The sequence below is a fragment of the Marinobacter sp. genome (assembly GCF_041690455.1).
Taxonomy (GTDB): Bacteria; Pseudomonadota; Gammaproteobacteria; order Pseudomonadales; family Oleiphilaceae; genus Marinobacter.
Genome location: NZ_JAWLHI010000039.1, coordinates 1 through 23,923 on the forward strand (window position 1 = coordinate 1; position 23,923 = coordinate 23,923).

Annotated in this window: 21 protein-coding genes and 3 pseudogenes; 15 read left to right on the plus strand and 9 right to left on the minus strand. The window is 57.9% G+C overall.

Annotation, left to right across the window (positions count from 1 at the left end):
* Positions 1-725, minus strand: a 725-nt coding sequence (locus ACESMW_RS11085) for an ATP-binding cassette domain-containing protein (protein WP_372987102.1), incomplete at its 3' end; no start/stop codon positions are given.
* Between the two features lie 183 nt (positions 726-908).
* Between ACESMW_RS11085 and ACESMW_RS11090 the strand changes: the two genes are divergently transcribed.
* Positions 909-1,187 carry a peptidylprolyl isomerase gene (locus tag ACESMW_RS11090; protein ID WP_008939100.1) on the plus strand — a complete coding sequence of 93 codons (279 nt, stop codon included), beginning with the start codon at positions 909-911 and terminating at the stop codon, positions 1,185-1,187.
* A 44-nt stretch (positions 1,188-1,231) separates the two neighbouring features.
* The gene (locus ACESMW_RS11095; protein WP_372987103.1) at positions 1,232-2,137 is read left to right on the plus strand and encodes a succinyl-CoA synthetase subunit beta; all 906 of its coding nucleotides are present in this window, start codon (positions 1,232-1,234) and stop codon (positions 2,135-2,137) included.
* Here the strand turns inward: ACESMW_RS11095 and ACESMW_RS11100 are convergent.
* Entirely contained in the window at positions 2,134-3,315 is a 1,182-nt protein-coding gene (locus ACESMW_RS11100; RefSeq protein WP_372987104.1) for a M24 family metallopeptidase, read from the minus strand. The genes ACESMW_RS11095 and ACESMW_RS11100 overlap by 4 nt on opposite strands.
* A 97-nt stretch (positions 3,316-3,412) precedes the next feature.
* Between ACESMW_RS11100 and ACESMW_RS11105 the strand changes: the two genes are divergently transcribed.
* Positions 3,413-4,492 carry an MBL fold metallo-hydrolase gene (locus tag ACESMW_RS11105; RefSeq protein ID WP_372987105.1) on the plus strand — a complete coding sequence of 360 codons (1,080 nt, stop codon included), beginning with the start codon at positions 3,413-3,415 and terminating at the stop codon, positions 4,490-4,492.
* Here the strand turns inward: ACESMW_RS11105 and ACESMW_RS11110 are convergent.
* Positions 4,464-5,294 (minus strand): DUF2059 domain-containing protein, encoded by an 831-nt coding sequence (locus tag ACESMW_RS11110; protein WP_372987106.1) that lies wholly within the window; start codon positions 5,292-5,294, stop codon positions 4,464-4,466. The genes ACESMW_RS11105 and ACESMW_RS11110 overlap by 29 nt on opposite strands.
* Positions 5,295-5,498: 204 nt before the next feature.
* Here ACESMW_RS11110 and ACESMW_RS11115 point away from each other — a divergent pair, with 204 nt between their 5' ends.
* The gene (locus ACESMW_RS11115; RefSeq protein ID WP_372987135.1) at positions 5,499-6,113 is read left to right on the plus strand and encodes a lysozyme-like domain containing protein; all 615 of its coding nucleotides are present in this window, start codon (positions 5,499-5,501) and stop codon (positions 6,111-6,113) included.
* Here ACESMW_RS11115 and ACESMW_RS11120 read toward each other — a convergent pair whose 3' ends face one another.
* Entirely contained in the window at positions 6,114-7,013 is a 900-nt protein-coding gene (locus ACESMW_RS11120) for a LysR family transcriptional regulator (protein ID WP_372987107.1), read from the minus strand.
* 130 nt (positions 7,014-7,143) lie between these two features.
* On the opposite strand from ACESMW_RS11120, the gene ACESMW_RS11125 reads away from it, so the two are divergent.
* Positions 7,144-7,338, plus strand: a complete 195-nt coding sequence (locus ACESMW_RS11125; RefSeq protein WP_239036491.1) for a hypothetical protein — start codon at positions 7,144-7,146, stop codon at positions 7,336-7,338.
* A gap of 90 nt (positions 7,339-7,428) precedes the next feature.
* On the opposite strand, the gene ACESMW_RS11130 is transcribed toward ACESMW_RS11125, so the two are convergent.
* Positions 7,429-9,111, minus strand: a complete 1,683-nt coding sequence (locus ACESMW_RS11130) for an AMP-binding protein (protein ID WP_372987108.1) — start codon at positions 9,109-9,111, stop codon at positions 7,429-7,431.
* 372 nt (positions 9,112-9,483) lie between these two features.
* Positions 9,484-9,912 carry an Lrp/AsnC family transcriptional regulator gene (locus ACESMW_RS11135; protein ID WP_372987109.1) on the minus strand — a complete coding sequence of 143 codons (429 nt, stop codon included), beginning with the start codon at positions 9,910-9,912 and terminating at the stop codon, positions 9,484-9,486.
* A gap of 116 nt (positions 9,913-10,028) precedes the next feature.
* On the opposite strand from ACESMW_RS11135, the gene ACESMW_RS11140 reads away from it, so the two are divergent.
* Positions 10,029-11,153, plus strand: coding sequence for an arginine N-succinyltransferase (locus ACESMW_RS11140; protein WP_372987110.1), 1,125 nt, complete (start codon positions 10,029-10,031; stop codon positions 11,151-11,153).
* The gene (locus ACESMW_RS11145) at positions 11,143-11,949 is read left to right on the plus strand and encodes a DUF1338 domain-containing protein (protein ID WP_372987111.1); all 807 of its coding nucleotides are present in this window, start codon (positions 11,143-11,145) and stop codon (positions 11,947-11,949) included. The genes ACESMW_RS11140 and ACESMW_RS11145 overlap by 11 nt, the downstream gene beginning before the upstream one ends.
* Positions 11,950-11,960: 11 nt before the next feature.
* On the opposite strand, the gene ACESMW_RS11150 is transcribed toward ACESMW_RS11145, so the two are convergent.
* A complete protein-coding gene (locus tag ACESMW_RS11150; protein ID WP_372987112.1) occupies positions 11,961-12,617 on the minus strand; it encodes a protein-L-isoaspartate(D-aspartate) O-methyltransferase in 657 nt (218 codons plus the stop codon).
* A gap of 189 nt (positions 12,618-12,806) precedes the next feature.
* On the opposite strand from ACESMW_RS11150, the gene ACESMW_RS11155 reads away from it, so the two are divergent.
* A complete protein-coding gene (locus ACESMW_RS11155; RefSeq protein WP_372987113.1) occupies positions 12,807-13,472 on the plus strand; it encodes a hypothetical protein in 666 nt (221 codons plus the stop codon).
* Positions 13,473-13,482: 10 nt separating this feature from the next.
* Here the strand turns inward: ACESMW_RS11155 and ACESMW_RS11160 are convergent, their stop codons facing one another.
* Complete coding sequence (locus tag ACESMW_RS11160; RefSeq protein WP_372987114.1) at positions 13,483-14,259, minus strand: TSUP family transporter; 777 nt, start codon at positions 14,257-14,259, stop codon at positions 13,483-13,485.
* Between the two features lie 119 nt (positions 14,260-14,378).
* On the opposite strand from ACESMW_RS11160, the pseudogene ACESMW_RS11165 reads away from it, so the two are divergent.
* Positions 14,379-14,783, plus strand: a pseudogene (locus ACESMW_RS11165) (radical SAM protein); the annotation flags it as partial.
* A gap of 154 nt (positions 14,784-14,937) precedes the next feature.
* A pseudogene (gene istA, locus ACESMW_RS11170) lies at positions 14,938-16,367 on the plus strand (IS21 family transposase).
* Positions 16,368-16,388: 21 nt separating this feature from the next.
* Here istA and ACESMW_RS11175 read toward each other — a convergent pair.
* Positions 16,389-17,470 (minus strand): annotated as a pseudogene (locus tag ACESMW_RS11175) (IS630 family transposase).
* A 223-nt stretch (positions 17,471-17,693) separates the two neighbouring features.
* Here ACESMW_RS11175 and ACESMW_RS11180 point away from each other — a divergent pair.
* From ACESMW_RS11180 to ACESMW_RS11200, 5 genes are all read left to right on the plus strand, one after another.
* Positions 17,694-19,379: an EAL domain-containing protein gene (locus ACESMW_RS11180; RefSeq protein ID WP_372987115.1), complete on the plus strand. Its 1,686-nt coding sequence runs from the start codon at positions 17,694-17,696 to the stop codon at positions 19,377-19,379.
* A gap of 304 nt (positions 19,380-19,683) precedes the next feature.
* Positions 19,684-20,178, plus strand: coding sequence for a spore coat U domain-containing protein (locus ACESMW_RS11185; RefSeq protein WP_372987116.1), 495 nt, complete (start codon positions 19,684-19,686; stop codon positions 20,176-20,178).
* A gap of 30 nt (positions 20,179-20,208) precedes the next feature.
* On the plus strand, positions 20,209-20,949 hold the full coding sequence (locus ACESMW_RS11190; protein ID WP_372987117.1) for a molecular chaperone: 741 nt from the start codon (positions 20,209-20,211) through the stop codon (positions 20,947-20,949).
* Positions 20,950-20,952: 3 nt separating this feature from the next.
* Complete coding sequence (locus ACESMW_RS11195; protein WP_372987118.1) at positions 20,953-23,259, plus strand: fimbria/pilus outer membrane usher protein; 2,307 nt, start codon at positions 20,953-20,955, stop codon at positions 23,257-23,259.
* A complete protein-coding gene (locus ACESMW_RS11200; protein ID WP_372987119.1) occupies positions 23,256-23,750 on the plus strand; it encodes a spore coat U domain-containing protein in 495 nt (164 codons plus the stop codon). Before ACESMW_RS11195 ends, ACESMW_RS11200 begins: the two co-directional genes overlap by 4 nt.
* Positions 23,751-23,923 lie beyond the last annotated feature (173 nt).

Consider the following 23,923-nt stretch of genomic DNA (forward strand, 5'->3'; position numbering starts at 1 on the left):
GTCATGTATTCGTCGTAGTTGCCCGGGAACAGGCGCAGTTCGCCGTAGTCCAGATCCGCCATGTGGGTGCACACGCTATTCAGGAAGTGGCGATCGTGGGAAATGATGATCATGGTGCTGTTGCGGGCCACCAGGATATTTTCCAGCCACCGGATGGTGTTGATGTCCAGGTGGTTGGTGGGCTCGTCCAGCAACAGCACGTCCGGGTCGGAAAACAGCGCCTGGGCCAGCAGAACCCGCAGCTTCCAGCCCGGTGCCAGGGCGCTCATGGGGCCGTTGTGCTGCTCCAGCGGGATGTCCAGGCCCAGCAGCAGTTCGCCGGCGCGGGACTCGGCAGTGTAGCCGTCCATTTCGGCGAACTGGACTTCCAGGTCCGCCACGGCCATGCCGTCTTCCTCGCTCATTTCCGCCAGGGAGTAGATACGATCACGTTCCTTCTTGACGTTCCACAGCTCTTCATGGCCCATGATCACGGTGTCCATCACCGTGCAATCTTCGTAGGCGAACTGGTCCTGGCGCAGTTTACCGAGCCGGATGTTGGGCTCCAGCATGACCTGGCCGGCCGAGGGCTCAAGATCGCCACCCAGGATTTTCATCAGGGTGGACTTGCCGCAGCCATTGGCGCCGATCAGGCCGTAGCGGTTGCCGTTGCCGAATTTGGCGGAAACATTTTCAAACAGGGGCTTTGCCCCGAACTGCATGGTGATATTGGCGGTGGAGATCAAGAAAAAAACCTGTCGATGTGGGGCCGGCAGGGCGCCGGCAAAGAGAAAGCCGGCATTGTACAGGTTTGCCGCCGCGACTGTGAGGCCGCAGAAACACGGATAAAAAGCGCTTGCCTCCGGCGGGCTGTGCGGGCAGCATTCCCGTTCTGACGTACCCATTAATCCTGACACAGGAAACTGATCATGGCACAAGCAACTGCACGCCACATTCTGGTGGACAGCGAAGCAAAATGTGAAGAACTGAAGAAGGCCATCGAAGGCGGCCAGGATTTTGCCGAAGTGGCAAAGCAGCACTCGTCCTGCCCCTCTGGCCGCAACGGCGGCGACCTGGGTTCTTTCGGCCCGGGCCAGATGGTACCGGAGTTCGACAAGGCGGTATTCAACAGCGAACTGAACACCGTGATCGGCCCGATCAAGACCCAGTTCGGCTACCACCTGCTGGAAGTCACCAGCCGCAGCTGATGGGTTCTGGCGCCATCCCGCCAAGTATCCTCAAAGGCCAGCGCATGCAACTGCTGGCTTTTGCGGGCGTTGCCGGGGTGGCACCGCTGCTGTTTATTGGCGGTCCGGACTGGGCATCAGGCCCTTTTTACCGGGCCGTCTGGAACCTGGGCCATATCGGCCTCTTTGCCCTTCTGACCTTCGCGCTAAAACCCTGGCAATGGCTGGCAGGCTGGCGACTCTGGCTGGCCACTACTGCTGCAGTCCTGTTGCTGGGCATCCTGATCGAGTTGCTGCAATCCGGCACGGACCGGCAGGCCGACTGGCATGACATTCTGCGAAACCTGCTGGGAGTCTGGCTGGTACTTGCCTGGCGGCCGGTATTTTCCCGCAACACCGGCGTGGATGCGCGCTCCTGGTTTCTCCCGGTCGTCACCGTAATATTACTTCTGTTCGAACTGGGCGCCACCGGCACAGTCGCAGCCCGGCAGTGGCAGATCAGCCATCAGCTTCCACTGCTGTACGATTTCCGGAACGGGAACCCCGCGCCATTCTGGAGTGGCAGCCTTGTTCCATCCGATCGATACACCGCAAACCAGCCCCAAAGCCTGAAGGTTGAACTGGGTACTGAGACCTATTCCGGCATCTCCCTGGACAATCTGCCGGCCGACTGGCGTGGCTACAGGCAGCTGACCATCACGCTGTTCAATCCCGATCAGGAACCGTTAACGCTTATCCTGAGGATCAACGATGTGACCCATGACCGTGGCGACAATGCCTACGGCGATCGGTTCAACACAAGACTGGTTCTGGCTCCCGGCGCCAATACCTTCACCATCAACCTCGATGAGGTGAGAAACGCGCCGGCCAGCAGGACGATGGATATGGCCAACATAAGAAGACTGGGGCTTTTTGCCGTGCGCCTGCCGGCGCCCCGAACGGTCTACCTGTTAGACCTGAGACTGGACTAACCGAGGGTCCAGGGATTGTGAGTGATCGGTTCCGCGCCGTCGTTCGTGACCAGGATGGTCTCGCTGCAGCCTATCCCCCACTGGCCGGGAATGCGCAGGCAGATGGGCAGATGGAAGACCATGCCCGGTCGGAATTCCATGTTGCCGCCCCGGGCGATGAAACCCGATCCCTCCACCCAGGAGGGCGGGAACTGGGCACCGACCGTGTAGCCAAATACCCCGGAGAAGAACACCTTGTCGGCCAGCGGCTGGAGCGCCCGTTCGGCATCATGGGCAGCCTGGTCAAAGGTGACGCCGGGGCGGATTGAGTTCAGCAGCGTGTCCACAATCCGTCGGCAGCCATCATGAACCCGCTCCATTTCCGAGGAGGGCCGCGCTCCAGCCACAATGGTCCGCATCATGGGTGCGGTGTAGCGCTGCCAGGCGGATCCGAATTCCAGGAAGACCGGATCCCCTTCCTGTATCACCGTGCGCTTGTGGTTGCAGTGAATCACGCTACTGCGCCGGCCGGTGGTGACGATCGGCTGCATGCTCATGAACTCACTGCCGGCTTCCAGCAGGGCCCGTGCCCCGACCGCGGCAATGTCATTATCCGTGACACCGGGGCGAACCGCCGCGACTGCCGCTTCCAGGCCTTCCGCAGTAATCCGCGCACTTTCACGCAGAAAGCCGATCTCCGCTTCCGACTTCACGATCCGGATCTTTTTCAACAGGCCGCCGTTGTTGAGAAACCGGACACCCTGCATCCGTGCTTTCAGCCCCTCCAGCACCCCCTGGCGCAGGGAGCCGTGCCAGGCATCGATGCCTACGGTTTCGACGCCGTCGTTAAGGATCTGCACGAGTGGTTCCAGCACTTCACCGATACCTTCCCAACGGTAGCCGCTGACCCGGGCGACCCGGGTCGTGACCATGGCCGGCCCCATTTCGATGGAGGGCACCTGCAGCAGGAGCTCTTCCTGGGTGACCACCAGGGCGACATGGACGGACACCTCGAAGGTGCTGTAACCGGTCAGGTAGAAGATGTCGGAAGGATCGGTCAACAGCAGCGCCCCAAAGTCTTCCCGGGCCATACGATCCCGGACACGGGCAAGCCGTTGGTCAAATTCCTTTTCGGTAAACGGGCACTCCAACCCCCTGAGTTGCGAGGACAAGGCTTTCTGATAGGCATTGAAATCCATAGCGACTCTCCTCACTCGCATATACTAGGGAGATTGGACCCAAATCCGGTTTTGTACAAATTTCACCCACCCGAGAATTCACCGAGCGGGAGCATGTATGGATTGCAAGCGACAGCGCACCGGGGCTGTACAGGTCAGCGTTGAACTGGGGGCCTTGACCAGTGTGGCGAAAGACCCACAAGTGGCGGTGCGGGTTGGACCGGTGGTGGCCTCTCTTGTAAACGGAGTGGGCGGCGACCCGCTGTTACAGCTGAGGCTGCTGCATGAATCCCGGAGCCTGTTGTTTGACCTGGGTGATACCGGGCGCATGCCCCTCCGGTCTGCCCACCAGGTCAGTGATGTTTTCATCAGCCATTGCCACGCCGACCACATCGGCGGGTTCATGTGGTTCCTGCGCAGTCGGATCGGCCACTTCCCGCCCTGCCGGTTGTTCGGGCCGCCCGGGCTGATGCGCCACATCAACGGCATGATCAGCGGAATCCTCTGGGACCGGGTCGAAGACCGGGGTCCGCGGTTCGTGGTTCACGAGTGGCATGGGGATCACCTCAAACGCTGGAAGATCACTGCAGGTGACCCGGCACCGACACCCCTGGAGGATCAGCCCACGCCCGACGGTGTGCTTTATCGGGAGCCGGAATTCCAGGTGCGTGCCGCCTTGCTAGACCACGGCACGCCGGTTATGGCCTACGCCTGGGAGCCCTTTGGCAAACTACAGGTGCGCAACGACCGGTTGAAGGTCATGGGATTACAACCGGGGCCCTGGCTGCATAATCTGAAAATGGCGGTGTTACGCAAGCGGCCTGACCAGCTGATTTCACCGGATGCCTCCTGCACCTGGCGTGCGCAGGACCTGGCCCGCAAGCTGCTGATCCAGGCTCCGGGGGACAAGGTGGTCTATGGCACAGACTTCGCGGATACCCCGGAAAACATGGAGAAAATGACCGCCCTGGCACAGGGCGCACACACCCTGTTCTGCGAGGCATCGTTCATGAACGCAGACGAGGACCAGGCTCTCCGGACCCACCACCTCACCACGCGAGCCTGCGCCCGGATTGCCAACGACGCACAGGTCCGGCAACTGATTGCGTTCCACTTTTCCCACCGTTATGAACGAAAACGGCAGGAGGTTTACCGGGAACTGGGGGAGTTTACTGACCGCCTGGTGATTCCGGACTGAGGAAGCGGGACATCTGCTTGCCAACGCTTTCCACCGGTTCGGTAATCGCCTGCTGGATACTGTTGGTCACCACCCTGGAAAATGCTGAACCGGCTTCGCTTTCGAGGAAGTCCAGGTAAAGGCCCAGCTCCTGATTACTGATGTTGCGGTAGGTATACAGATAACTGTCATAGACCTGCTGCTCCATCATGCCTCGCAGCATGCTACGCTGCCCCTCGATGCGCTGGCGGATCTGCTCGTAATGCACGGAGTCGGTGCTCAGTGCGGCCATCGCCGTTGCCATGCCCAGCTGCACGGCGATGGAGGTATCCACGGCGCTTTCGGTGGCACGGGAAGCACGATCAAAACGGTCAAACATGCGGGCCCTTTCGGTACCCTGGTACTTTTCGTTCAGGGCCGGCGCCTGTTCCCGGACCTCCTGCCAGCTGTCGGGGGCCGATGCGGCGATTTCCGCTTCGGCTATCTTCCGCGCCACGGGGGTCTCATACCAGTCACGCACCGCTTCCAACTGCGCTTCCGAGAGGTTCTCATCCAGGTCGGCGATGATCCGGCGTTCGATGTCTTCGGCCCGGAAACTACTGCTGACTATATGCCCCAGGGTTTCCGCCACCACTGGCGGTACCTGGCCACTCTGTTTCATGCCCTCGCGAATCCCCTGGCTCATCATCGCCGGGTACTGGGCAACGATGTCGTCAATGGGAGACGCCGCCAGCACTTGCTGGGCATTCGGGGCGGCATGGGCCATTCCGCCAGCCAGCATCGTTACGACTAAAAGAGGATTAACTAGGGTGCCAAGTCTCATTTCACTATCATCCTGGGTTGGGAATACCGCCGTTTATGACACGGCCGCAGGCCCCTCAGCAAGCCATTCAGAGCCCCGGGAGATGACAGTTTGGTAGGGAAATCGCGCAAACCACGCTCCCGACGCAGACAGCGTCGCAGCAAGCGCCTTAATGTGTGGCGTGCGCGGGCAAAGTGGTATGGGTTACCGGTTCTGGGACTGCTTATGGGCGTGTGGGCCACCCTCCGGTTCAGCCTGCTGGCTCCGGATCCGCCCGCCAACCCGGAGAATCTGTGCGAGATTTTCCGGGAACACTCCGTCTGGTACGACTACGCCCGGGCGTCCCGGGAAAAATGGGGAACGCCCATCGCCACACAGATGGCCTTCGTGTACTACGAATCCTCGTTCCGTAGTCATGCCCGGCCGCCGCGGACCCTGCTCTGGGGACTGATCCCCTGGACCCGACCCACCACGGCCTTCGGCTATGCCCAGGCGCTGGATCCGGCCTGGCGGGAATATCTCACAGCAAATGATGGCGGCTGGCTGACCGTCCGCTCGGACATGGAATACGCACTGGATTTCGTGGGCTGGTACAACCGCCTGAGCCATGAACATCTGGGGATTCCCTTCACCGCTCCCCGGGAGCTCTACCTGGCCTACCACGAAGGCCGCGGTGGCTATACCCGCAGAACCTATGACCAGAAGCCGGAGATCCGGGCGCTGGCTACCCGGGTTCGCAGCCGGGCGTTCCGTTACCATAACCAGCTCCAGCAGTGCGAACAGGAGTTCCAGTGCTGGCGCTGGTACCAGTTCTGGCCCTTCTGCCGGGCAGAGCCGTGATCAGAAGGTGGTGCTGATCTCGATCGCCGATTCCAGCGCCCGCAGCCGATCCACCAGGAATTCCATCACGATGCGCACCCGGGCCATCTGCTGGGTATCCTGGTTGACGTGCAACCACAGATCCACGCTTTCACCCTCCAGTGGATCCGATAACCGTCTCAGCTCCCTGGCACTCTCACCGACATAACATGGCAACACCGCCAGCCCGGCACCGGCCCTGGCCAGGGCGGCCATGGACTGCAGGCTGTTACAGCGGATCACCGAGGTGACATTCTTCAGGTGCTTGCGGTACCAGCGCCCGGTCGCCAACTGACTGAAGGTCTCGTCCGGGATGATCCAGAGGCAGTCCTCCGGCCGGTTATCGATGTCCATGTCCCGGTTGCGCCGGCAATAACGGGCGGAGCCATAGACCGCGGATTCGACAGCGGCAATACGCTCCCCTTCCAGGGTCGCCTGGGGCTTGTTTTCCGGCCGCAGCGTAAGGTCCGCCTCCCGGTGCGAGAGGTTGGCTACGTCGTTGTCGGTGAGCACCTCCAGCTCGATATCCGGAAACTCCCGGACCAGCTCCGACAGGATCGGGCTGAGCAGCTCGTTCAGCATCATGTCCTCGGCCGCGATCCGGACCTTGCCCACCGGCGCGGAATCTCCGCCAACCAGTTTGCGCTCCAGGTTTTCCATGTCCGTGGCCAGCCTTTCGGCCTCCCGGAATGCCATTTCTCCCACAGGTGTCAGCTGCAATCCGTTCTGATTGCGTTCAAAAAATTGCACACCAAGGGACTCTTCCATCTGGTCCAGTCGCCTGAGAACAGTGGTTTGGTGCACACCCAGCAATTCACCGGCCTTTGCGAGCGTTCCGCCTATTGCAAGGGCCCTTATATATCGAAGATAATCCCAGTCCATAATCACTGCATATTTGCAACGCGGATACGGAGTTTAACGTATTCAAGCTGCAAAAAAGAATCCTTAGAATAGTTCGTGAATTAAAGGTAGATCGCTAATCAATCCACCCAATGAAAAGGAGGAAGGCGCTATGACTCAGAACCATATCGCAACCGTAAACCCGCTGCCGTCCAGTATCCTCCACAACAGTGCTGAGGTCAGGCGCCAGTATACCCGTACTGCAGCAAAGCAGGCGGCGCAGTTTATCAGTCGCAAGGTGCGCATTTTCAACCGCAAGGCGGCGGTTGTGGCTCAGGATATGCCTCAGGTTCAGGGTGGACACTGATTCACCACAGGTGATTCGGGTCAGAGAACAGCCCAAAGAAAAACGCCGGCGATCATCGCCGGCGTTTTTTGTTGGCTCGAAGAAAAGAGGTCAGAACTCCCAGACTACCTTGCTGTTCCGGGCAAACCAGTCGTCCATCCTGCTGTTATAGAAGTCCTCGATCACGTTCCGCTTGATCTTCATGGTGGGCGTGAGCATGCCGTTCTCCATGGTCCAGGGCTCTTTCACCACCACCACGAATGCTACCTTTTCATGGGCTTCGCAAGCCGCGTTCACCGCATCCAGCTCGGCAGCCAGTTCCTGCTCAAGCTCTGAGCGATCAGCGCCCCGTTCCAGCTCATCCCGTGCTTCCTCGGATAACAGCACCATCAGGCAAGGTTGCGGCTGATTGGCTCCGGCCACACAGACCACCTCGGCCCGGGGATGGTTGAAGCGGTTCTCGATGGGCACCGGTACCACGTATTTACCTTTAGAGGTCTTGAACAGATCCTTGACCCGGCCGGTGATCCGGAGATAGCCCTTGTCATCGATTTCACCCATGTCTCCGGTTTTGAGGAAGCCATCATCGGTGAGATCCTCCCGGGTCTTCTCCTCGTTCTTGTAATAGCCGAGCATCTGGCCCGGGCTCCGGACCTGCACTTCTCCGCCCTCACCGATCCGGTGCTCGACTCCCGGGTTGGCCATACCCACATATCCGGCCCTGGCCTGACCCGGGCGGTTGGCGTGGGAATAGCCGAAGTTCTCCGACATGCCGTACACCTCCAGCAGCTCCAGGCCCAGGTTGCGGTACCAGGAGACGATCTCTGCGGACAGGGGTGCAGCACCGGTGAGCGCCGCCCGGCAGTGGTCCAGGCCCAGTTGTCTGAGTACCTTTTTCTTCACCACCGAATTCAGGATCGGGATGTTGAACAGCAGCTTCTGCTTTTTAGGCGGCAACTTGGCATTCACGCCCAGGTAGAACTTCATCCACAGGCGCGGCACCGAGAAGAACAGGGTCGGCCTGGCCCGTTGCAGGTCCTCCTGGAAGGTGTCCAGGGAGTTGGCGAAATAGAGATGGAAGCCGAAATACAGGGACTGGGTCTCGACCGCCGCCCGCTCCGCCACATGGGCCAGGGGCAGGTATGACAGCATACGCTCCTCGGAGCTGACCGGAAACAGCTGCTGCAGACCGTCCGCCACGGAAACCATGTTCCGGAAACTGTGCATGACGCCCTTCGGACGCCCGGTGGAGCCGGAGGTGTAGACAATCGTAGCCAGGTCATCGGGATCCGGCAGCCGCGGCTCCACGGGCTCCCATTCGGCAATGATGTCGTGCCACTTCGGCGTGTCGTGCCGGGGCGACAGTGGCAGGGAAACAATTGGCAGATCGGCAGGCAGGCTGCCCTTGATGTCGTTCCAGCCGTCAGCAGTGCCATCCATCTTGCCCAGGAACAGCAGCCTGGCTTCACTATGCTCCAGGATATAGGCCGCCGTCTCCCCGTTGAGGGTCGGGTATAGCGGCACGCTGACATGACCGGCCGCCCAGATTGCCAGGTCCGCCAGTATCCAGTAGGCGCTGTTCTTGCCCAGGAGTCCGATATTGCTGCGGTCTGGCAGGTCCAGGCTCATCAGGTAACCGGCCATCCTGGAAACCTGGTCGGCCGCCTGTTTCCAGGTGATGTCTTCCACACGCCCATCGGGATAAGGCTGGGTGAGATAGACGTTATCGGGGGTTTGCTCCGCCCAGTAATAGAGACAGTGCAGTGAGGTCTGCTTGCGAGGATCTACCGCCATTCGTAACTCCTGATTGTTATTGTTCAGCCGGTGTTGCGCGGTGCTTTGTGCTTTATTGTTGTTATGACTCTACCTGCATAGTAGCGGACCTGACCTTGGCCTCAATAGCAATAAAGAACGTCCCGGTTGGCCAATTCGTCCGCACTGAGAAGTTGCTCAAAAAATAAACCGTGACATTAATCAAGACTGGTCTACAGTGAGGGTGACAGCGTATTCAACAAGCAGTCGCATCAATGTCAGGAGATGACTATGAAAACATCGACTCGCTCGGCTCTGATCTTCCCCGCCTGGGGTGTGATCCTCATTGGCTCTGCCGCATTTTTCTACTCCGCCTACGCCGGCTTGCTGGGCGGCTGACCACAGCGATCCGTGCTAGCGCCTGAACCGGGTTTCCAGCACGACCGCTGAATTGGTACGGTCCACGCCCTCGAGATTACCGATATCATCAAGGACCTTGCTCAGCTCCTCCAGGGACTGTGCCTGGACGATGGCAATCAGGTCGTACTCGCCGCTGACCGAGAATAGCTGCACAACCTGGCTGATGTCCTCCAGGGCCATGTTCGTTCGTGCCGTAAGCTTCTGGATCACCTTGATTGATACGTGTGCCTCGACCTGGTTGGCCAGGTACTCCCCGCCCAGTTCCACCGAATAGCCCCGGATGATGCCTGCCTTCTCCAGCCGGGCCAGCCGGTTCTGGACCGTTGAGCGGGACACACCCAGCGATCTGGCCAGGTCGGTGATGCTGGTTCTGGCATCCTGCCGCAGCAGCATGAGCAATTTCTGGTCCTGAGAATTAATCATTCTGATAGCTTAATATGGCGTTTTGCCATTATTGTAGATCACTTCGATCAGATTGAAACTGCAAACCGACAACACTCTTCCCCATACTGGCACCAAAACAACAGGGAAGATTCGCCATGATCATCAGACCGGTTGCAGAAACAGACCTGGATACCCTCTACCGGATTGCCGAAGAGTCCGGCCCCGGCTTCACCTCCCTGATGCCGGACCGGGACGCGCTGGCCCGGAAAATCGACCATTCAATTGCGAGTTTCTGCCGGGATACCAAGGTACCGGGCGATGAGCACTACCTGTTTGTCCTGGAAGACGAAACCACCGGTGCCATCATGGGCACCACCGGCATCGAGGCGCGCACCGGCCATACACGCCCCCTGTATCACTTCCATCACAACACGGTAGTCCACCATTCCCGGGACCTGGGACTGCGCCGTCAGGTGGAAACCCTGGCCCGTTGCAGCCATTACAACGGCCACACGGAAATCTGCTCGCTCTATCTTCGCCCGGAGTACCGCAGGGCGAATGCTGGCAAGCTGCTGTCACGGGTCCGGTTCCTGTTCATGGCGCAGCACCCGCAACGTTTTGCCAATACGGTCATCGCTGAAATGCGGGGAGTTTCCGACCATGCCGGGCAGTCTCCCTTCTGGAACTGGTTGCGCCGACACTTCGTCGATATGGAATTCACTTCAGCCACCAGCCTGGTGGGCTCCGGCTACACTGATTTCATCGAAGAGCTGATGCCGGCCGCGCCGCTGTATACGCATCTGATGAGCGACGAAGCCAGAGCGGTGATCGGCAAGGTTCACCCACACACCCGGCCGGCCCTGAAAATGCTGGAGGCGGAAGGTTTTCGCCATCGCGGTTTTGTCGACCTGTTTGATGCCGGGCCGACGGTGGAATGTAGCCTGGGGGATATTGCCAGCGCACGGCGTTCAATCCAATGCGCTGCCCGGTTCGCTGTCGCTGCCAGGCCGGGACAGCCGGGTCAGACCACACAACCGGTGATTGTTGCCACCGCCGGTACAAAGGATTTCCGGGCCACAGTGACCGATCAGGCATGGATCGATCCAGATGGCTCCGAGGTTACGCTGCCACCCCACATCGGCGACCAGCTTGGCATCCGGGAACAGGCAGCCGTCTGGCTACTGCCCCTCAACCACGCCCGGGCGGATTCCGGGAAACAACCGGCACACCCGGCGGCCATCCCTGCGGACGAACATGGAGAAAGACACTATGCACACTGATTACCAGACCCTGTTCCGTGAACTCTGGGAGAACTACCGGGCCGTCACCCCCTCTGCAGAGCGGATTCACCGGCTTCTGGCCGAGCGGGAACCAAAGCCGGTAATCAACGACCACATTGCGCTACGGACGTTCAATCTCGATCCCGTCGGCCTGGACACACTGGCACAGCACTTCCTGAATCTCGGTTACGAGGCCTGCGGCGAATACCACTTCGAGGCCAAGAAGCTCTACGCGCGGCATTTCGAACACCCCGACAAGCACGCCCCCAAGGTGTTCATCTCGGAGTTGTTGGTGGAGCAGTGTTCGCCAAGGCTCCAGGAGATCGTCCGGGAACTGGTAAGTCAGGTGGATCCGGACAGCACCACCGCCGAATATTTCCTGTATTCCGGCCGGCACTGGCAGGTCAGCCATGACACCTACCGGGAACTGCTGGAAGAGAGTGAATACGCGGCCTGGATGGCAGCCTGGGGCTACCGGGCCAATCATTTCACGGTCAGTATCAACGATCTGGACAGCATCCACAGCGCTGCCGAAATGAACCAGCTGCTCAAGGACAATGGCTTTACCGTCAACAGCAATGGCGGCGAGGTGAAGGGCTCACCGGAGGATTTGCTGGAACAGTCATCCACCATGGCGGATCGGGTTGCGGTGCGGTTCTCGGACCGGGAGGCAACCATTCCCAGCTGTTTCTACGAGTTTGCCCTGCGTTACCCCAAACCCGACGGTGAACTGTACAGCGGCTTTGTCGCGGCATCGGCGGACAAGATCTTCGAGAGCACTCACGCCGGCAGCTGAACCGGGCGCCTTCAGGACCAACCCTGCTCCCCGAGCAGGGGCACGAACCGCACGCCGCCAAGGTTCTCGGTCCTGAACTCCTCCTCGGACACACGGGTTATCCGCATCAGTGTCTGGGAGATGTGCTCCGAGCCCACCGGAATCACCAGGTGCCCCCCCACTGCCAGCTGATGCTTGAGGGCATCCGGCACGGCGGGTGCTCCGGCGGCGACAGTGATACCGTCAAACGGGGCCTCCTCCGGCCACCCCAGGGTGCCGTCTCCGCAGCGCACCCGGACATTGTCGAACCCTTCCGCCGCCAGATTCTTTCGGGCCCGCTCCGCGAGCTCCGGAATCCGCTCGATACCGAACACCTCGGCGGCGATACAGGCCAGCACGGCCGCCGCATAGCCCGATCCCGTACCGATATCGAGTACCCGCTCACCACCCCGAAGTTCCAGTGCGTCGGTCATCAGGGCGACAATATAGGGCTGGGAGATGGTCTGGCCGGCGCCGATCGGCAGGGGACCATCCTCGTAGGCGGCGTCCCGGAGGCTGTCCGGCACGAACGCTTCCCGGTGCACCCGACGCATGGCTTCCACCACCAGGGGATCATCAATGCCCCGGCTGATAATCTGGTAGTCCACCATGGATTCCCGGCGTGATGTGAATCTGTCTTCAGCTGTCATTTCCAGACCTCCCCGGCCACTTACCGTCGGTTACAAGCGATAACCTTTTTACAACGGCGAAAGCCGGATTCCGTGTATACGTTTTAGTTCAGAACTTGGGGTTACAGCAACCGCAAAGTCGCATCAACAACAACAAAAACACGGCAATGGAACAGACCACCCCGAATGGCCATTGCCGGGGAGGAAAACATGTCTGCATCCGTCAATCACCTGGAGAAACGGACCCAGGATTCCAGTGAGCTGGTCGAGGATATCGTGCAAGCTGCCATCACCCTCGCCATGATGCTCCGGCATCGCGAGATGGCAGCCTGGCTGCGCACGGAATTTGATGGCTACCAGGACCTCGCGTCCGCTCCGCCCTTCCGCCGGGACCTGCCCGGACATATCGTCGCGCGCTCGCCCCAGTATGGCTGGATTCCTGCACCACTGGAGGAAGACCAGAAGGCCGAATATGGCCACATGGACCTGACCGAGGGTGTCAAGGCGCTGGAGAAGGTCTGCCTGAACTGCAAGAAAGGTGATGGCAACCGGGTTCCCCTGGAGAAAGAAGCCATGGTTGCCCTGCAAAAGCACATCAACCTGTCAGCGGAGCTGGCCATCAACCTCAGCCGGGACGTCTACGGTCGCGTGCTGCGTACCATTCGCGCCGCCATCTACCTGTACACCCAGGCGCTGATGGCCGAGGGCATTGCAGGCGAACACAACCACTACAGCAAGGAAGAGCGGGCCAAGGTCGCTCACCTGGATAATCCCGAGACTTACTGGCGCAAGGCCATGGACGAGGTGGATAACCTGCCGATTCCGGATGTCCGTTCCGTCGGTTTTCTCGAAAAGGTCTTCGGTCGCGCGGGCTGAGGGGATTCCCTCAGCCCAGCACACTGAACATACCCACACTGCTGACCACCAGCAGGACCACCCCCAGCACCCGGAAGAAAACCGGGGTTTCTGCCCTGAGCATGCGGTCGTGAACATACAGTCCGATCACATGGCCGACCGCGGCGCAGGGCAGCAACCACAGGTGGTGGATGAGCTGCAGATCCACACCTGCCCAGACGAACGCCGCCATCTTGATCAGCACGAGGATGAACCAGAGTGCGAACAGGGTATCCCTGAGTTTCTCCTTCACCACGTGCTGCGCGGCAACGGCGATGATCAGAGGCGCCCCGATCAGGGACGTGCCGCTGATATAGCCTCCCACCATCAGGAAAATCGCATCCACGGTCTTGCTGCCACTGCGGAACGGCTTGTTGATGATGTAGGAAACCGAATACAGCGCCACAATCACAAAGATGATCGCGCTCAACACGTTGCCGGGCATGGTGATCAGGCCGAACACCCCGATCAGCTTGGGCACGATCATGATGCCCAGAATCCGCCACAGGTACGGCCAGTCCACCGTGCCCCCTTCCACCGGGTTCTCCCGGCGGTGGTTCTTCCGGTTGTTCATCCAGATGGTCAGGGATGAAAACACCAGCAGGTGCACCGCAATGATCGGCAGAAACACCAGTGGCTCGTCGTACACCAGCAGGAGAAACGGCAGGGACAGGACCGCGCCACCAAATCCCAGGCCCGAGCGGACGAATCCGCTCCACACGAATATCAGGCCAATCAGGGCGTACTGGACCAGCGTAAGATCAGACATGGATTCCTCGGTCTTCAGAGATCAGGTCGGCATTCGGACTGCCGGATTCTGCTTGCCGGGAAGGATACAGGGGTAGTAGCATCAACAGTACTGTATACATGAACAGTATTGGTGAGGCTATGAAAACCCGGGGCACCAGCCTGAATCCGCACAATCGCTTCCAGCCCATCGCCACCGACCGCGATCATGACGACGGCTGGTACCGTGATCCGGAGGATGAGATCTGCCCGGATTCCATGGCAACGGAAGTCATGGATGAGACGGTCAGGTCCATCATCAGCCGCAACAGCTCCCCGGATATCCCGTTTGAGCAGTCCATCAACCCCTATCGGGGCTGCGAACACGCGTGTATCTACTGCTTCGCCCGACCTTCGCACGCTTACTGGGACATGTCACCAGGCCTGGATTTTGAGACCCGGCTGATCGCCAAGCACAACGCTGCCGCCCGACTAAGAGAGAGCCTGGACAAACCAGTGCATATTCCGGCCCATCGTGAACACCCATTCCGGATGAACGTGAACACCTATTCTGGTTTAACGTTAACAGTCATTCCGGTCGAATGATGAACACTTTCCAATGATTTCCCGGAATCAGTGTTCACGTTCAACCAGAATCTTTCTTAACGCATTGTTTATTCGACCGTTTGCTACTCTGGTTCCTTTTTTTGGGATCAGGGTCATGGCAGCAAAGAGAATTCCAATGCGCAAAATCAGAGAATTGCTTCGCCTGAGGCTGGAAGCCGGGCTTTCGATCCGACAGATCAGCGCCAGCACCAAGACCAGTGTCGGAACCATCCAGAAGCTCCTGGTCCGGGCCGATACCCTGAAGATTACCTGGCCATTGCCAGAAGACCTGGACGATGGCCGCTTGGCAGCCATTCTATCCCGGTTCCGATCCCAATCGATGCTACAGCTACTCTCAGTACTGTGACCGCTTCCGACACTGGCAAAAGCAGCAAAAGCGTTCCATGCGCCAGATCCACAAGGCCGGTGAAAAGTGCTTTATTGACTACTGTGGTCCCTCCGTAGCGATCATCAATCCTCAAACCGGTGAAATCCGCACCGCTCAGGTGTTCGTGGCGGTGCTCGGAGCATCCAATTACACCTACGCCGAAGCCACCTGGAGCCAGGGGTTGCAGGACTGGCTGATGAGTCATGTGCGTACCTTCGAATACTTCGGCGGTGTTCCGGAGATGGTGGTGCCGGACAAGCTGCGCAGCGGTGTCAGCAAGGCCTGTCGGTACGATCCGGACCTGAACCCCCAGCTAGCAGCAACTGGCGGCGCACTATCAGGTCGCAGTGCTGCCCGCACGGCCCTACAAGCCCAAGGATAAATCCAAGGCGGAAGTGGCCGTTCAGATCGTTGAACGCTGGATCCTGGCCCGGTTGCGCCACCACACGTTCTTCACCTTGGCGGATCTCAACCAGTGCATCCGGTCCCTGCTGGAAGACCTGAACAGCCGACCGTTCCGACGGCTGCCGGGCAACCGGCAGGAGGCCTTCAAGACGCTCGATCAGCCAGCCCTGAGTTCACAACCCAAACATCCCTATGAGTACATCGAGATCCGGCGTTGCCGGGTCAACATCGATTACCACATTGAGTTCAGCCAGCACCACTACTCGATGCCGCACCAGTATGTGGGGGAACAGGTGGACATCCACGCCAGTGAGCGACTGATACAGATTTACTTCCGGCAGCGACAGATCGCCAGCCACCCACGCAGTCATCAGTACGGCATCACCACCGAGCCTGGGCACATGCCCGCCCGTCATCAAAAACAACAGCAGTGGACGCACGGGCGGCTTAAGAACTGGGCCAGGGACATTGGGCCTGACACTCTCACCTGGGTTAGTGGTCGGCTGGATGAGCGGGAGCATCCGGAGCAGGCCTACCGGGCCTGTCTTGGGCTACTCAACCTGAGCAAGGAATATCCCAGCGAGCGCCTTAATGCCGGTTGCCGCATTGCCAACCGCGAGGGCCTGGACCGGCTGAAGCACATCAAAGCCATTCTCCGGAACAACCGGGACAAGTTGCCCGAACAACTGCCCTTGCACACAGAACTGCCCCAGCACCACGAGAACATCCGTGGCCCGAAGAGCTTCCACTAGTGTCCAGTCCGGGTAATCCGTTTATTTATTATCAATAACGCTCAGCTTTGCTCGCGCCACTGAAGTCATAATCGATTCTGCACTCTTGTGCCAGCGGAACGGCTTAGCCAGTTTCTCATTATGAGTTTGGATAAAGCGACGAATCGCCTTCTTCAGTTCGCCGACACTGGTAAAAATGCCACGGTACGAAGCGCGGCGTTCCAGTTGACCAAACCAGCCCTCCACGGCATTCAGCCAAGAGGCGCTGGTTGGTGTGAAGTGAAGCTTGAACCGGGGATGTTTTTCCAGCCAGGCTTTCACCCTGGTGTTTTGTGAGTCGAGCTGTTGTCCAGAATCAGATGAAGATCCTGCTCCTTCGGTGTTTCTCGATCAATTTGTCGCAGAAAATCGAGAAACTCTTTGGCGCGGTGGCGTTGTGTAATGCGCCCAATCACTTCGCCGTTCAGGATATTAAGGGCCGCGTATAAGCTGGTCGTCCCGTGCCTCTTGTAATCGTGGGTACGGCGCTCGATCTGGCCGGGTTTCAATTGCAGTTTTGGTTGAGTGCGATCCAGTGCCTGGATCTGCGTTTTTTCATCAACCGACAGCACCAGCGCGTTGTCCGGCGGATTCAGGTACAGGCCAACGACATCGAAAACCTTCTCAGCAAAGTCCGGATCATTGCTTATTTTGAAGGTTTTCAGCCGGTGCGGTTTCAGGTCAGCGGCTTTCCATATCTGATGCACTTGCCAGCGACTGACACCGGCATATTCGGCCATCAACCGGACGCTCCAGTGGGTTGATTCCTTGGGCAGCTTTTTGACCGTGTCATGAAGAATCGACTTGACCTTTTTCCGGTCCAGCTTCCTGGGCTGTCCGGGCCTTGGAGCATCTTGCAGGCCACTCAGACCCTGCTCGATATAACGGTTACGCCACTTGAAAACGGTAGGCGTACTGGTCTCCAGTCGCTCGGCCACCGCTTTCGGTGATTCGCCAGCATTCAGAGCCAGAACGATCCGAGCGCGTTGAACAAGATTCTGACTTAATGTGCTTGTCCGTAACCAGCTTTCCAGCTCCAACTGATCATTCACGGTAAGATTAAAGGGTGCTGGTTTCCGGGCCACAACAGGATCTCCAAGCCGGTGAAAAACAGCCTGAATTATAGCACATTTACGCTAAGGAATTACCCGGACGGAACACTAGGCGAACCTTTTGGCATGGTCGGTCTGACCACATAAAAGCAGTTTAACAAAAGTTGACACCCAAATGCAGCTGTTAAACTATGCTTAGAGTGGACCGAAAGGGTGCATTTTTAGTTTTTCATTTCTCTGGTTTTCGAGGCTTAAGATGGCAGGGAACGCTTCTGCGTTAGAACGGAAAATTTATGCTTTACTAAAAGAGCGAAAGAGCGTCTCGTTGTTCACCAAGGTTCTTTATATCGGTCTGGTATGGTTTGGTGGTGCTGGGATTATTTACTTATTGGGTGGTACTCGTTACGCGCTTCCATATTTAATGATTATACCTATTATATGGTCAGCCGCTTGGTTTAATGTTATTGCAGCGGTATTTGTTGCACTGGCTGCTGGTGCTTTTTTGGAGCCCTTCATTTCTCTCGAGCCCAATAAAAACCTGATCTATTCAGCGGATGATTTGATTTCTCGAGTTGCTTTTTCTCTTCTAATTGCTTTTTTTGCTAGAGGAGTTTTTCAGGAGCGTAACTCGTCTTCTCGGAAAGGTCTTGGGAATATTCTGGTTGATAAAGAGACAGGTCTTCCTAATCGGGCCGCTCTTAATAAAGATCTTGAGAAGTATTTTTCTGAGCATGCAAATAACAAGGAGGCTCCGGAATTCCCTGCTATTGTCCTGCTGCGTATGCAAGATTTATGGGAGGTTATTGAAGCAATGGGGAACAAATCTGCTGAAAAGTTAATAGCGAATGTTTCCGGCAGGATTAGTGCCTCTATAAAAAAAACACACAAAATTTATCGCTTCAGCAATTCCGAGCTTTTTCTATTGTTTTACGCTGAAACAAACAGCGAGATTGGCTTAGTTGCTGAAGCAGCTCGTGCTGCAGGGGAGGAGGAGTCAGAAGTTAACGGCATTCCTCTTAGGGTTCAATTGGTTGCTGGCAGCTATGGTGTGACAAGCAAATTAGTACACCCGGATGTTGCCATTAATCGGGTACGAACAGCCTTGTATTCTGCTATAGATTCAAACACTTTTTACAGGCCATACAATCCGTTGCAGGATAAAAAGATATCCGAACGAGTCCGCCTCATTTCTAGGGTTGGAGATGGTCTTAGAAATAAAGAATTTTCTTTGTTTTACCAGCCTAAAGTTTTTCTGCAAACGGGATGCCATGCTGGAAGTGAGGCTTTGCTTAGGTGGTTTAGAAAAGATGGGTCACTTATAATGCCATGCTTATTTATGCCCAAGCTTGAGAATACTTCTCTAATTCACCCAGTCACAAGGTTTATCATTAAGCAAGCATGTGATGATATAAATAGGTGCAAGTTGCGACCCGTCAGTATTAATTTTTCAGTAAAGAACTTGATGGATGACGAACTGGTCAAGGGGCTAGGAGAACTGGTTAAAAAGGACGGAATTGACCCTGGCTTGTTGGAAATAGAAATAACGGAGCGCGCTCTTATCCGGGACCCGGTTAAAGCAAAAGAGGCGATACTGAGCTTAAGGAATCAAGGGTTTATGGTAAGTATCGATGATTTTGGTACTGGCTATTCTTCTTTGCAATATCTGTCTCAGTTACCTGTTTCTGGTTTAAAAATTGACCGTGCGTTTGTTGAAATCCTGAATGACAGCTCCACTGCGCGAACCGTGTTGAAGTCATTGGTAAGAATGGCGCATGACCTTGACCTCGAGGTTACGATCGAAGGTGTCGAAACGAAAAAGCAGCATGAAATTGTTGTGGCCTCGGGAGCGGATAGGGCTCAAGGGTTTTATTATGCGAGACCGCTTTCGCTTGAAGAATACAAAAACTGGGAAGAGTGGGTGGGATGTAAACGCTCCTTCTAGAAAAGGAAATAGCCATACAAAAGCCTCTGAAAGCCTGAAATTTGCTCAGGACGCCAGCATTGATTCAGCTGCTCACTAACCCAGTCGCTCAGCCACTGCACTCGTCTGTGTTTGTGGCTCTTGCCGGCCACACGAAGGGCCGATATCTGGTACCGTTGTGTCTGGGTCAGTTATCGGTACTTCATCACTGCTTCACTTCGGTCGGTAAAGCCCGTGAGGGTGCCGGCAACGGCCCCACCGCCTCTACTTGTTACGCCAAAGTGCTACAGTTATTACCTGAATTCATGATCAAAGGAGCAAGACAATGAACCGTAGCCATGCCCTCCAATCGGCGCTGGTCGGACTCACTTTAGCCAGCACAGCCGTCCAGGCAGCAACCGACACCACGACCTTCCAGGTCACCGCCACAGTCTCGGACACCTGCGAAATCACCGCCACCGACCTCGCTTTCGGGGCTTACGATCCTAATTCAGGAGTCCTGGACGGAACATCTACCATCACGGCCACCTGCACTAGTGGCACGAACTACGATATCGGACTGGACACGGGTCTGAATGCAGCTAATACAACAATTACCACGAGGGCCATGAGTGACGGCGGCACCAACTATCTCGATTACGAACTCTATTCGGACTCCGGGCGCACCACGGTCTGGGGTGACTCTGTCGGCATGGACACAGTTAACCAGACCTCAGCGGGCGGAGAAGAGAACCACACCGTCTACGGCCAGATCCCGGCCAGCCAATTCGTGCTCGCAGGCAGCTACAGCGACACGATCAATGTGACCATCACCTATTAATGAGTGCTTCGAATGAAGAATAAATCTTGTATGCATCACCCAGTAGGAACCTGGAAACGCTGGCTAGCTGGCCTGAGCATCTCGCTTTTTGCCTTCGCCAGCCAGGCGGCCAGTTTGTCCGTCAACCCCGTCGGGGTAACGCTGGAAGATCCCCAGCAAATCCGGCATCTTCAACTGCGCAACACGGGAAACGAGCCGATGGTCTTACAGGCGTCGGTCAAGGATCTGTCCATCGTGGACAATCGGGAGCAATACACTGACACCGACGCCTTGGTCGTGACCCCGCCCGTGTTCACCATTGAACCGGGAGAGAAGCAAGTAGTGCGCCTCGGGCTGGAGGACCCCACCCCCAGCGAGGAGGAGCGTGCCTTCCGCGTATTCCTGCAGCAAAGCCCGAAAAACCCTGCAACGGATGACAGCGACGGCAACAAACCCACTCTCGTCCAGATGAATCTGCGGATTGGCATCCCGGTATTCGTCAGACCGAGCGAGCCGGTGGCACATGCGGTCGTCTGGCAGATGGAGTCGATGGACGAAGGCCGCATTCGGATTGTCGCCGAGAACCAGGGCAACACCCATTCCAGAATCACGAACCTGAGCCTGCTCGACAAGCAGGGGGAGGTACTGACCGAATCCGACCGGCTGACCTACCTTCTCTCGAGATCCCAAAGGGCCTGGACGTTGACGCTGCCAGCGGATGGCGAAAGACCTCATAAGCTCCGATTCCGAGATCAGCGTGGCTCTGCGGAGACGATATTGAATCCTCGCTGATACATGGCGGCCAGAGTTTTTTTCATTGTCGCCAGTGTTCTGGTGACGATGAGAGGCGTCGCCGCCGCCGACAATTCGCCCGACTATGTGATGCGGATGCTGGGCATCTGCATTAATACCATCACCAAAGATCACGTCACCCGTGTTTACCAGGGCCAAAGAGGACAATTGTTGGTGGATGAGGAGACGCTCTCTCTCTGTGGACTGACAGTGCCCGATACTCCTCGAACCTATCAGAAAGGGCGGCGCTACTATTCCCTGGATACCATTCCTGGCCTCAGATACACTATTGATGAAGCTAGGCAGGAGCTGGTACTGGATGCCGAGGCTGCCGGATTTGATGGCGTCAGATTAAACAGGGAGGCCAGAGGCCCCGCCTTGCCGCAGCCGACCGCACCGGGTGGCTTCTTCAACTACGATATCGTCTACCATTCTACCGACTTCGATCGCTCCACTAGCGCTACAGGGGAGATCGGTGTCTTCAATGAACTGGGCACGGGCACGACCACCTTCTTAGCCCCGGACATGCCCTCACGCAGTGACCTGATCAGGCTCAACACCACCTGGCGGCGGGATTGGCCTGCGCGGGCCCAAACCCTGTCGCTGGGCGATGCCATTTCTAACCCGGGAAGCTGGGGGCGCTCGGTCCAGTTCGCCGGCATACAATGGGGCACCAATTTCGACACCCAGCCCGATTTCGTTACCTTCCCGTTACCCCGTATCCGTGGAGAGACCACGGTCCCGGCCACTGTTGACCTGTATACTAACGACCGCAAACGGTTGCAGGAAGAGATCCGCCCGGGTCCCTTCTCCCTGGAGAATATCCCCGCGACGGTGGGGGTCAACGAGGTGCAGATGGTCATCCAGGACGTGCTGGGCCGTGAGCGGGTCATCAGCCGCCCCTTCTATGTCAGCCAGTCCCTTCTCAAAAAGGGGCTGCAGGACTTCAGCTACGAAGCCGGGGCCACCCGCCAAAACTACGCCCTCCGCAGCAATGACTACGGACGGATCTTCCTCGCCGGCACCCACCGTCTGGGCCTGTCTGAACGGCTCACAGGGGAGGCCCGTATCGAACTGGTCGAAGACCAGCAGACAGCCGGGCTTGGCCTCGCCTGGCTGGTCGAACCATCAGTTGGTGTGATCACGGCGGGCGCTGCCGGCAGCTCCAGCGATGCCGGCAACGGCGCCCTGCTGTCACTGGGTTTCAATCGACGCGGCCGGTACAACAGCTATGGTCTTCGTTATACCTGGACGGCACGAAAGTTTCGCCAGCTCGGAATCCAGCCGGGCCATCCCGCCCCCGAGCAGACCCTGTCGGCCCATTTCGGCATACGGGTGGCCGAAATTGTCTCGATTTCCCTCGGCTACACTGGGGTCGAGCGGCGGGACGGTCCCGAAACGCGGCTTGTCGACATCGGCCTGTCAGCGACGGTGTTCGAGCGGGTTTCGCTCCACGCCAGCTTTCTCCGGGACCTGGAAAACCGCGAATCAATCGCTCGCCTGATGCTATCTGTCCCGCTTAGGTCGCGAACCAACGCCAGTGTTAGCCACGTTCGCCAGGAGGAAGGCCTCGGTACGCGGCTTCAGCTGCAGAGAAACCTGCCCCGCGGGGCTGGATTCGGCTACCGCCTTTCCGCGGAAGACAACCCGAACGGGTATAACCGCCACCGTGGCACCCTGCAGGCCCGCACCGACTTCGGAACCTACCAGGCCGACGTTTCCCGCCTGGACGACCAGACCAGCTACCGTCTCAATGCCAGCGGCGGTGTCGCGGCATTGGGGGGAAAAGCGTTCGTCTCCCGTTCAATCGACCGGAGCTTCGGCGTGGTGCGGGTGGGGAAATACCCGGAAGTCCGGGTCTATCATGAGAATCACCTGATCGACCGTACCGGCCCGGACGGCACTGCCTTCATTCCAGACATGCGTGCCTTCGAGAGAAACCAGATTCGAGTCGCCGGCGGGGACCTTCCCTTGGACGCCCGGATCAACACACTGGACAGCATTGCCGTTCCCGGGTATCGCCAGGGAGCACTGGTCGAGTTCGATGCCGAACCGGCCCGCGGGGCCCTGATCACCCTGGTGCAAGAAAACGGCGAACTGATCCCGGCGGGCGCCACTGTCAGGATCATCGGCAAGGATCAACGCTTCCCCGTCGCCAGGCGCGGCCAGACCTGGGTCACCGGTCTGGACCCGGTAAACAAGCTCGAGGCACGCTGGGACGGCCACCGATGCACGACTGAGATTCAGCTCCTGGACACCCCGGGGCCCGTCCCGCGAATCGGCCCCGTGACCTGTAAGGAGACACCATGAAGCGCGCGATCAGTCACCCCTTACCTGTCCTATTCATCCTCCTCGTCGTCACTCTGGGCATGCCCAGGTCCGCCGAAGCGCTGTTGGAGTGGTGCGAAGTCGATGCCATAGGCGTAGATTTCGGCTCCTACGATCCCCTAAACGCCTCCGATACCGAGTCGACCGGCAATGTCGCGGTCACGTGCAAGGTCTCGCTCGCCGGACTCATCGTCACCTACCAAATCGAACTGAGCACCGGCGGCAGCGGAACCTACTTCCCAAGGGAAATGACATCCGGAACCAGCAAGCTCGACTATCAGCTCTACACCGGCGCCGGTCGGATCACTGTCTGGGGAGACGGGACAGGCGCCAGCGACACCCAGAACTTCAGTGCCCTGGTCCAGATCGGCACCCACACCGAAAATTTTCCGGTGTATGGATCCATGCCTTCTGGCCAGATGGTCTCCGCGGGAAGCTACTCTGACACGATTACCGTCACCGTGATTTACTGACTGCAAAAAGGGGCAACTTAGCCTCACTTATCAAACGCAATAATATTAATATGGTTCGTTAGAGCCTCTTCTCGGCTCTATTCAAACCTTAAAACCAAAAGTTGCGCTCAACCACAGGCGCCACCTTAGCTCGATCCAGTGCCGCTGACCCCGTACCAGGTCAATCGGTGCCA

Coding starts and splice junctions, on each gene's coding strand:
- ACESMW_RS11185 (WP_372987116.1), top strand. CDS start 19,684: ATGAACCGTAGCCATGCCCTCCAATCGGCGCTGGTCGGACTCACTTTA.
- ACESMW_RS11180 (WP_372987115.1), top strand. CDS start 17,694: ATGGCAGGGAACGCTTCTGCGTTAGAACGGAAAATTTATGCTTTACTA.
- ACESMW_RS11090 (WP_008939100.1), top strand. CDS start 909: ATGGCACAAGCAACTGCACGCCACATTCTGGTGGACAGCGAAGCAAAA.
- ACESMW_RS11115 (WP_372987135.1), top strand. CDS start 5,499: ATGGGCGTGTGGGCCACCCTCCGGTTCAGCCTGCTGGCTCCGGATCCG.
- ACESMW_RS11135 (WP_372987109.1), bottom strand. CDS start 9,912: ATGATTAATTCTCAGGACCAGAAATTGCTCATGCTGCTGCGGCAGGAT.
- ACESMW_RS11100 (WP_372987104.1), bottom strand. CDS start 3,315: ATGGATTTCAATGCCTATCAGAAAGCCTTGTCCTCGCAACTCAGGGGG.
- ACESMW_RS11195 (WP_372987118.1), top strand. CDS start 20,953: ATGGCGGCCAGAGTTTTTTTCATTGTCGCCAGTGTTCTGGTGACGATG.
- ACESMW_RS11110 (WP_372987106.1), bottom strand. CDS start 5,294: ATGAGACTTGGCACCCTAGTTAATCCTCTTTTAGTCGTAACGATGCTG.
- ACESMW_RS11190 (WP_372987117.1), top strand. CDS start 20,209: ATGCATCACCCAGTAGGAACCTGGAAACGCTGGCTAGCTGGCCTGAGC.
- ACESMW_RS11130 (WP_372987108.1), bottom strand. CDS start 9,111: ATGGCGGTAGATCCTCGCAAGCAGACCTCACTGCACTGTCTCTATTAC.
- ACESMW_RS11120 (WP_372987107.1), bottom strand. CDS start 7,013: ATGGACTGGGATTATCTTCGATATATAAGGGCCCTTGCAATAGGCGGA.
- ACESMW_RS11160 (WP_372987114.1), bottom strand. CDS start 14,259: ATGTCTGATCTTACGCTGGTCCAGTACGCCCTGATTGGCCTGATATTC.
- ACESMW_RS11105 (WP_372987105.1), top strand. CDS start 3,413: ATGGATTGCAAGCGACAGCGCACCGGGGCTGTACAGGTCAGCGTTGAA.
- ACESMW_RS11200 (WP_372987119.1), top strand. CDS start 23,256: ATGAAGCGCGCGATCAGTCACCCCTTACCTGTCCTATTCATCCTCCTC.
- ACESMW_RS11125 (WP_239036491.1), top strand. CDS start 7,144: ATGACTCAGAACCATATCGCAACCGTAAACCCGCTGCCGTCCAGTATC.
- ACESMW_RS11140 (WP_372987110.1), top strand. CDS start 10,029: ATGATCATCAGACCGGTTGCAGAAACAGACCTGGATACCCTCTACCGG.
- ACESMW_RS11150 (WP_372987112.1), bottom strand. CDS start 12,617: ATGACAGCTGAAGACAGATTCACATCACGCCGGGAATCCATGGTGGAC.
- ACESMW_RS11145 (WP_372987111.1), top strand. CDS start 11,143: ATGCACACTGATTACCAGACCCTGTTCCGTGAACTCTGGGAGAACTAC.
- ACESMW_RS11155 (WP_372987113.1), top strand. CDS start 12,807: ATGTCTGCATCCGTCAATCACCTGGAGAAACGGACCCAGGATTCCAGT.
- ACESMW_RS11095 (WP_372987103.1), top strand. CDS start 1,232: ATGCAACTGCTGGCTTTTGCGGGCGTTGCCGGGGTGGCACCGCTGCTG.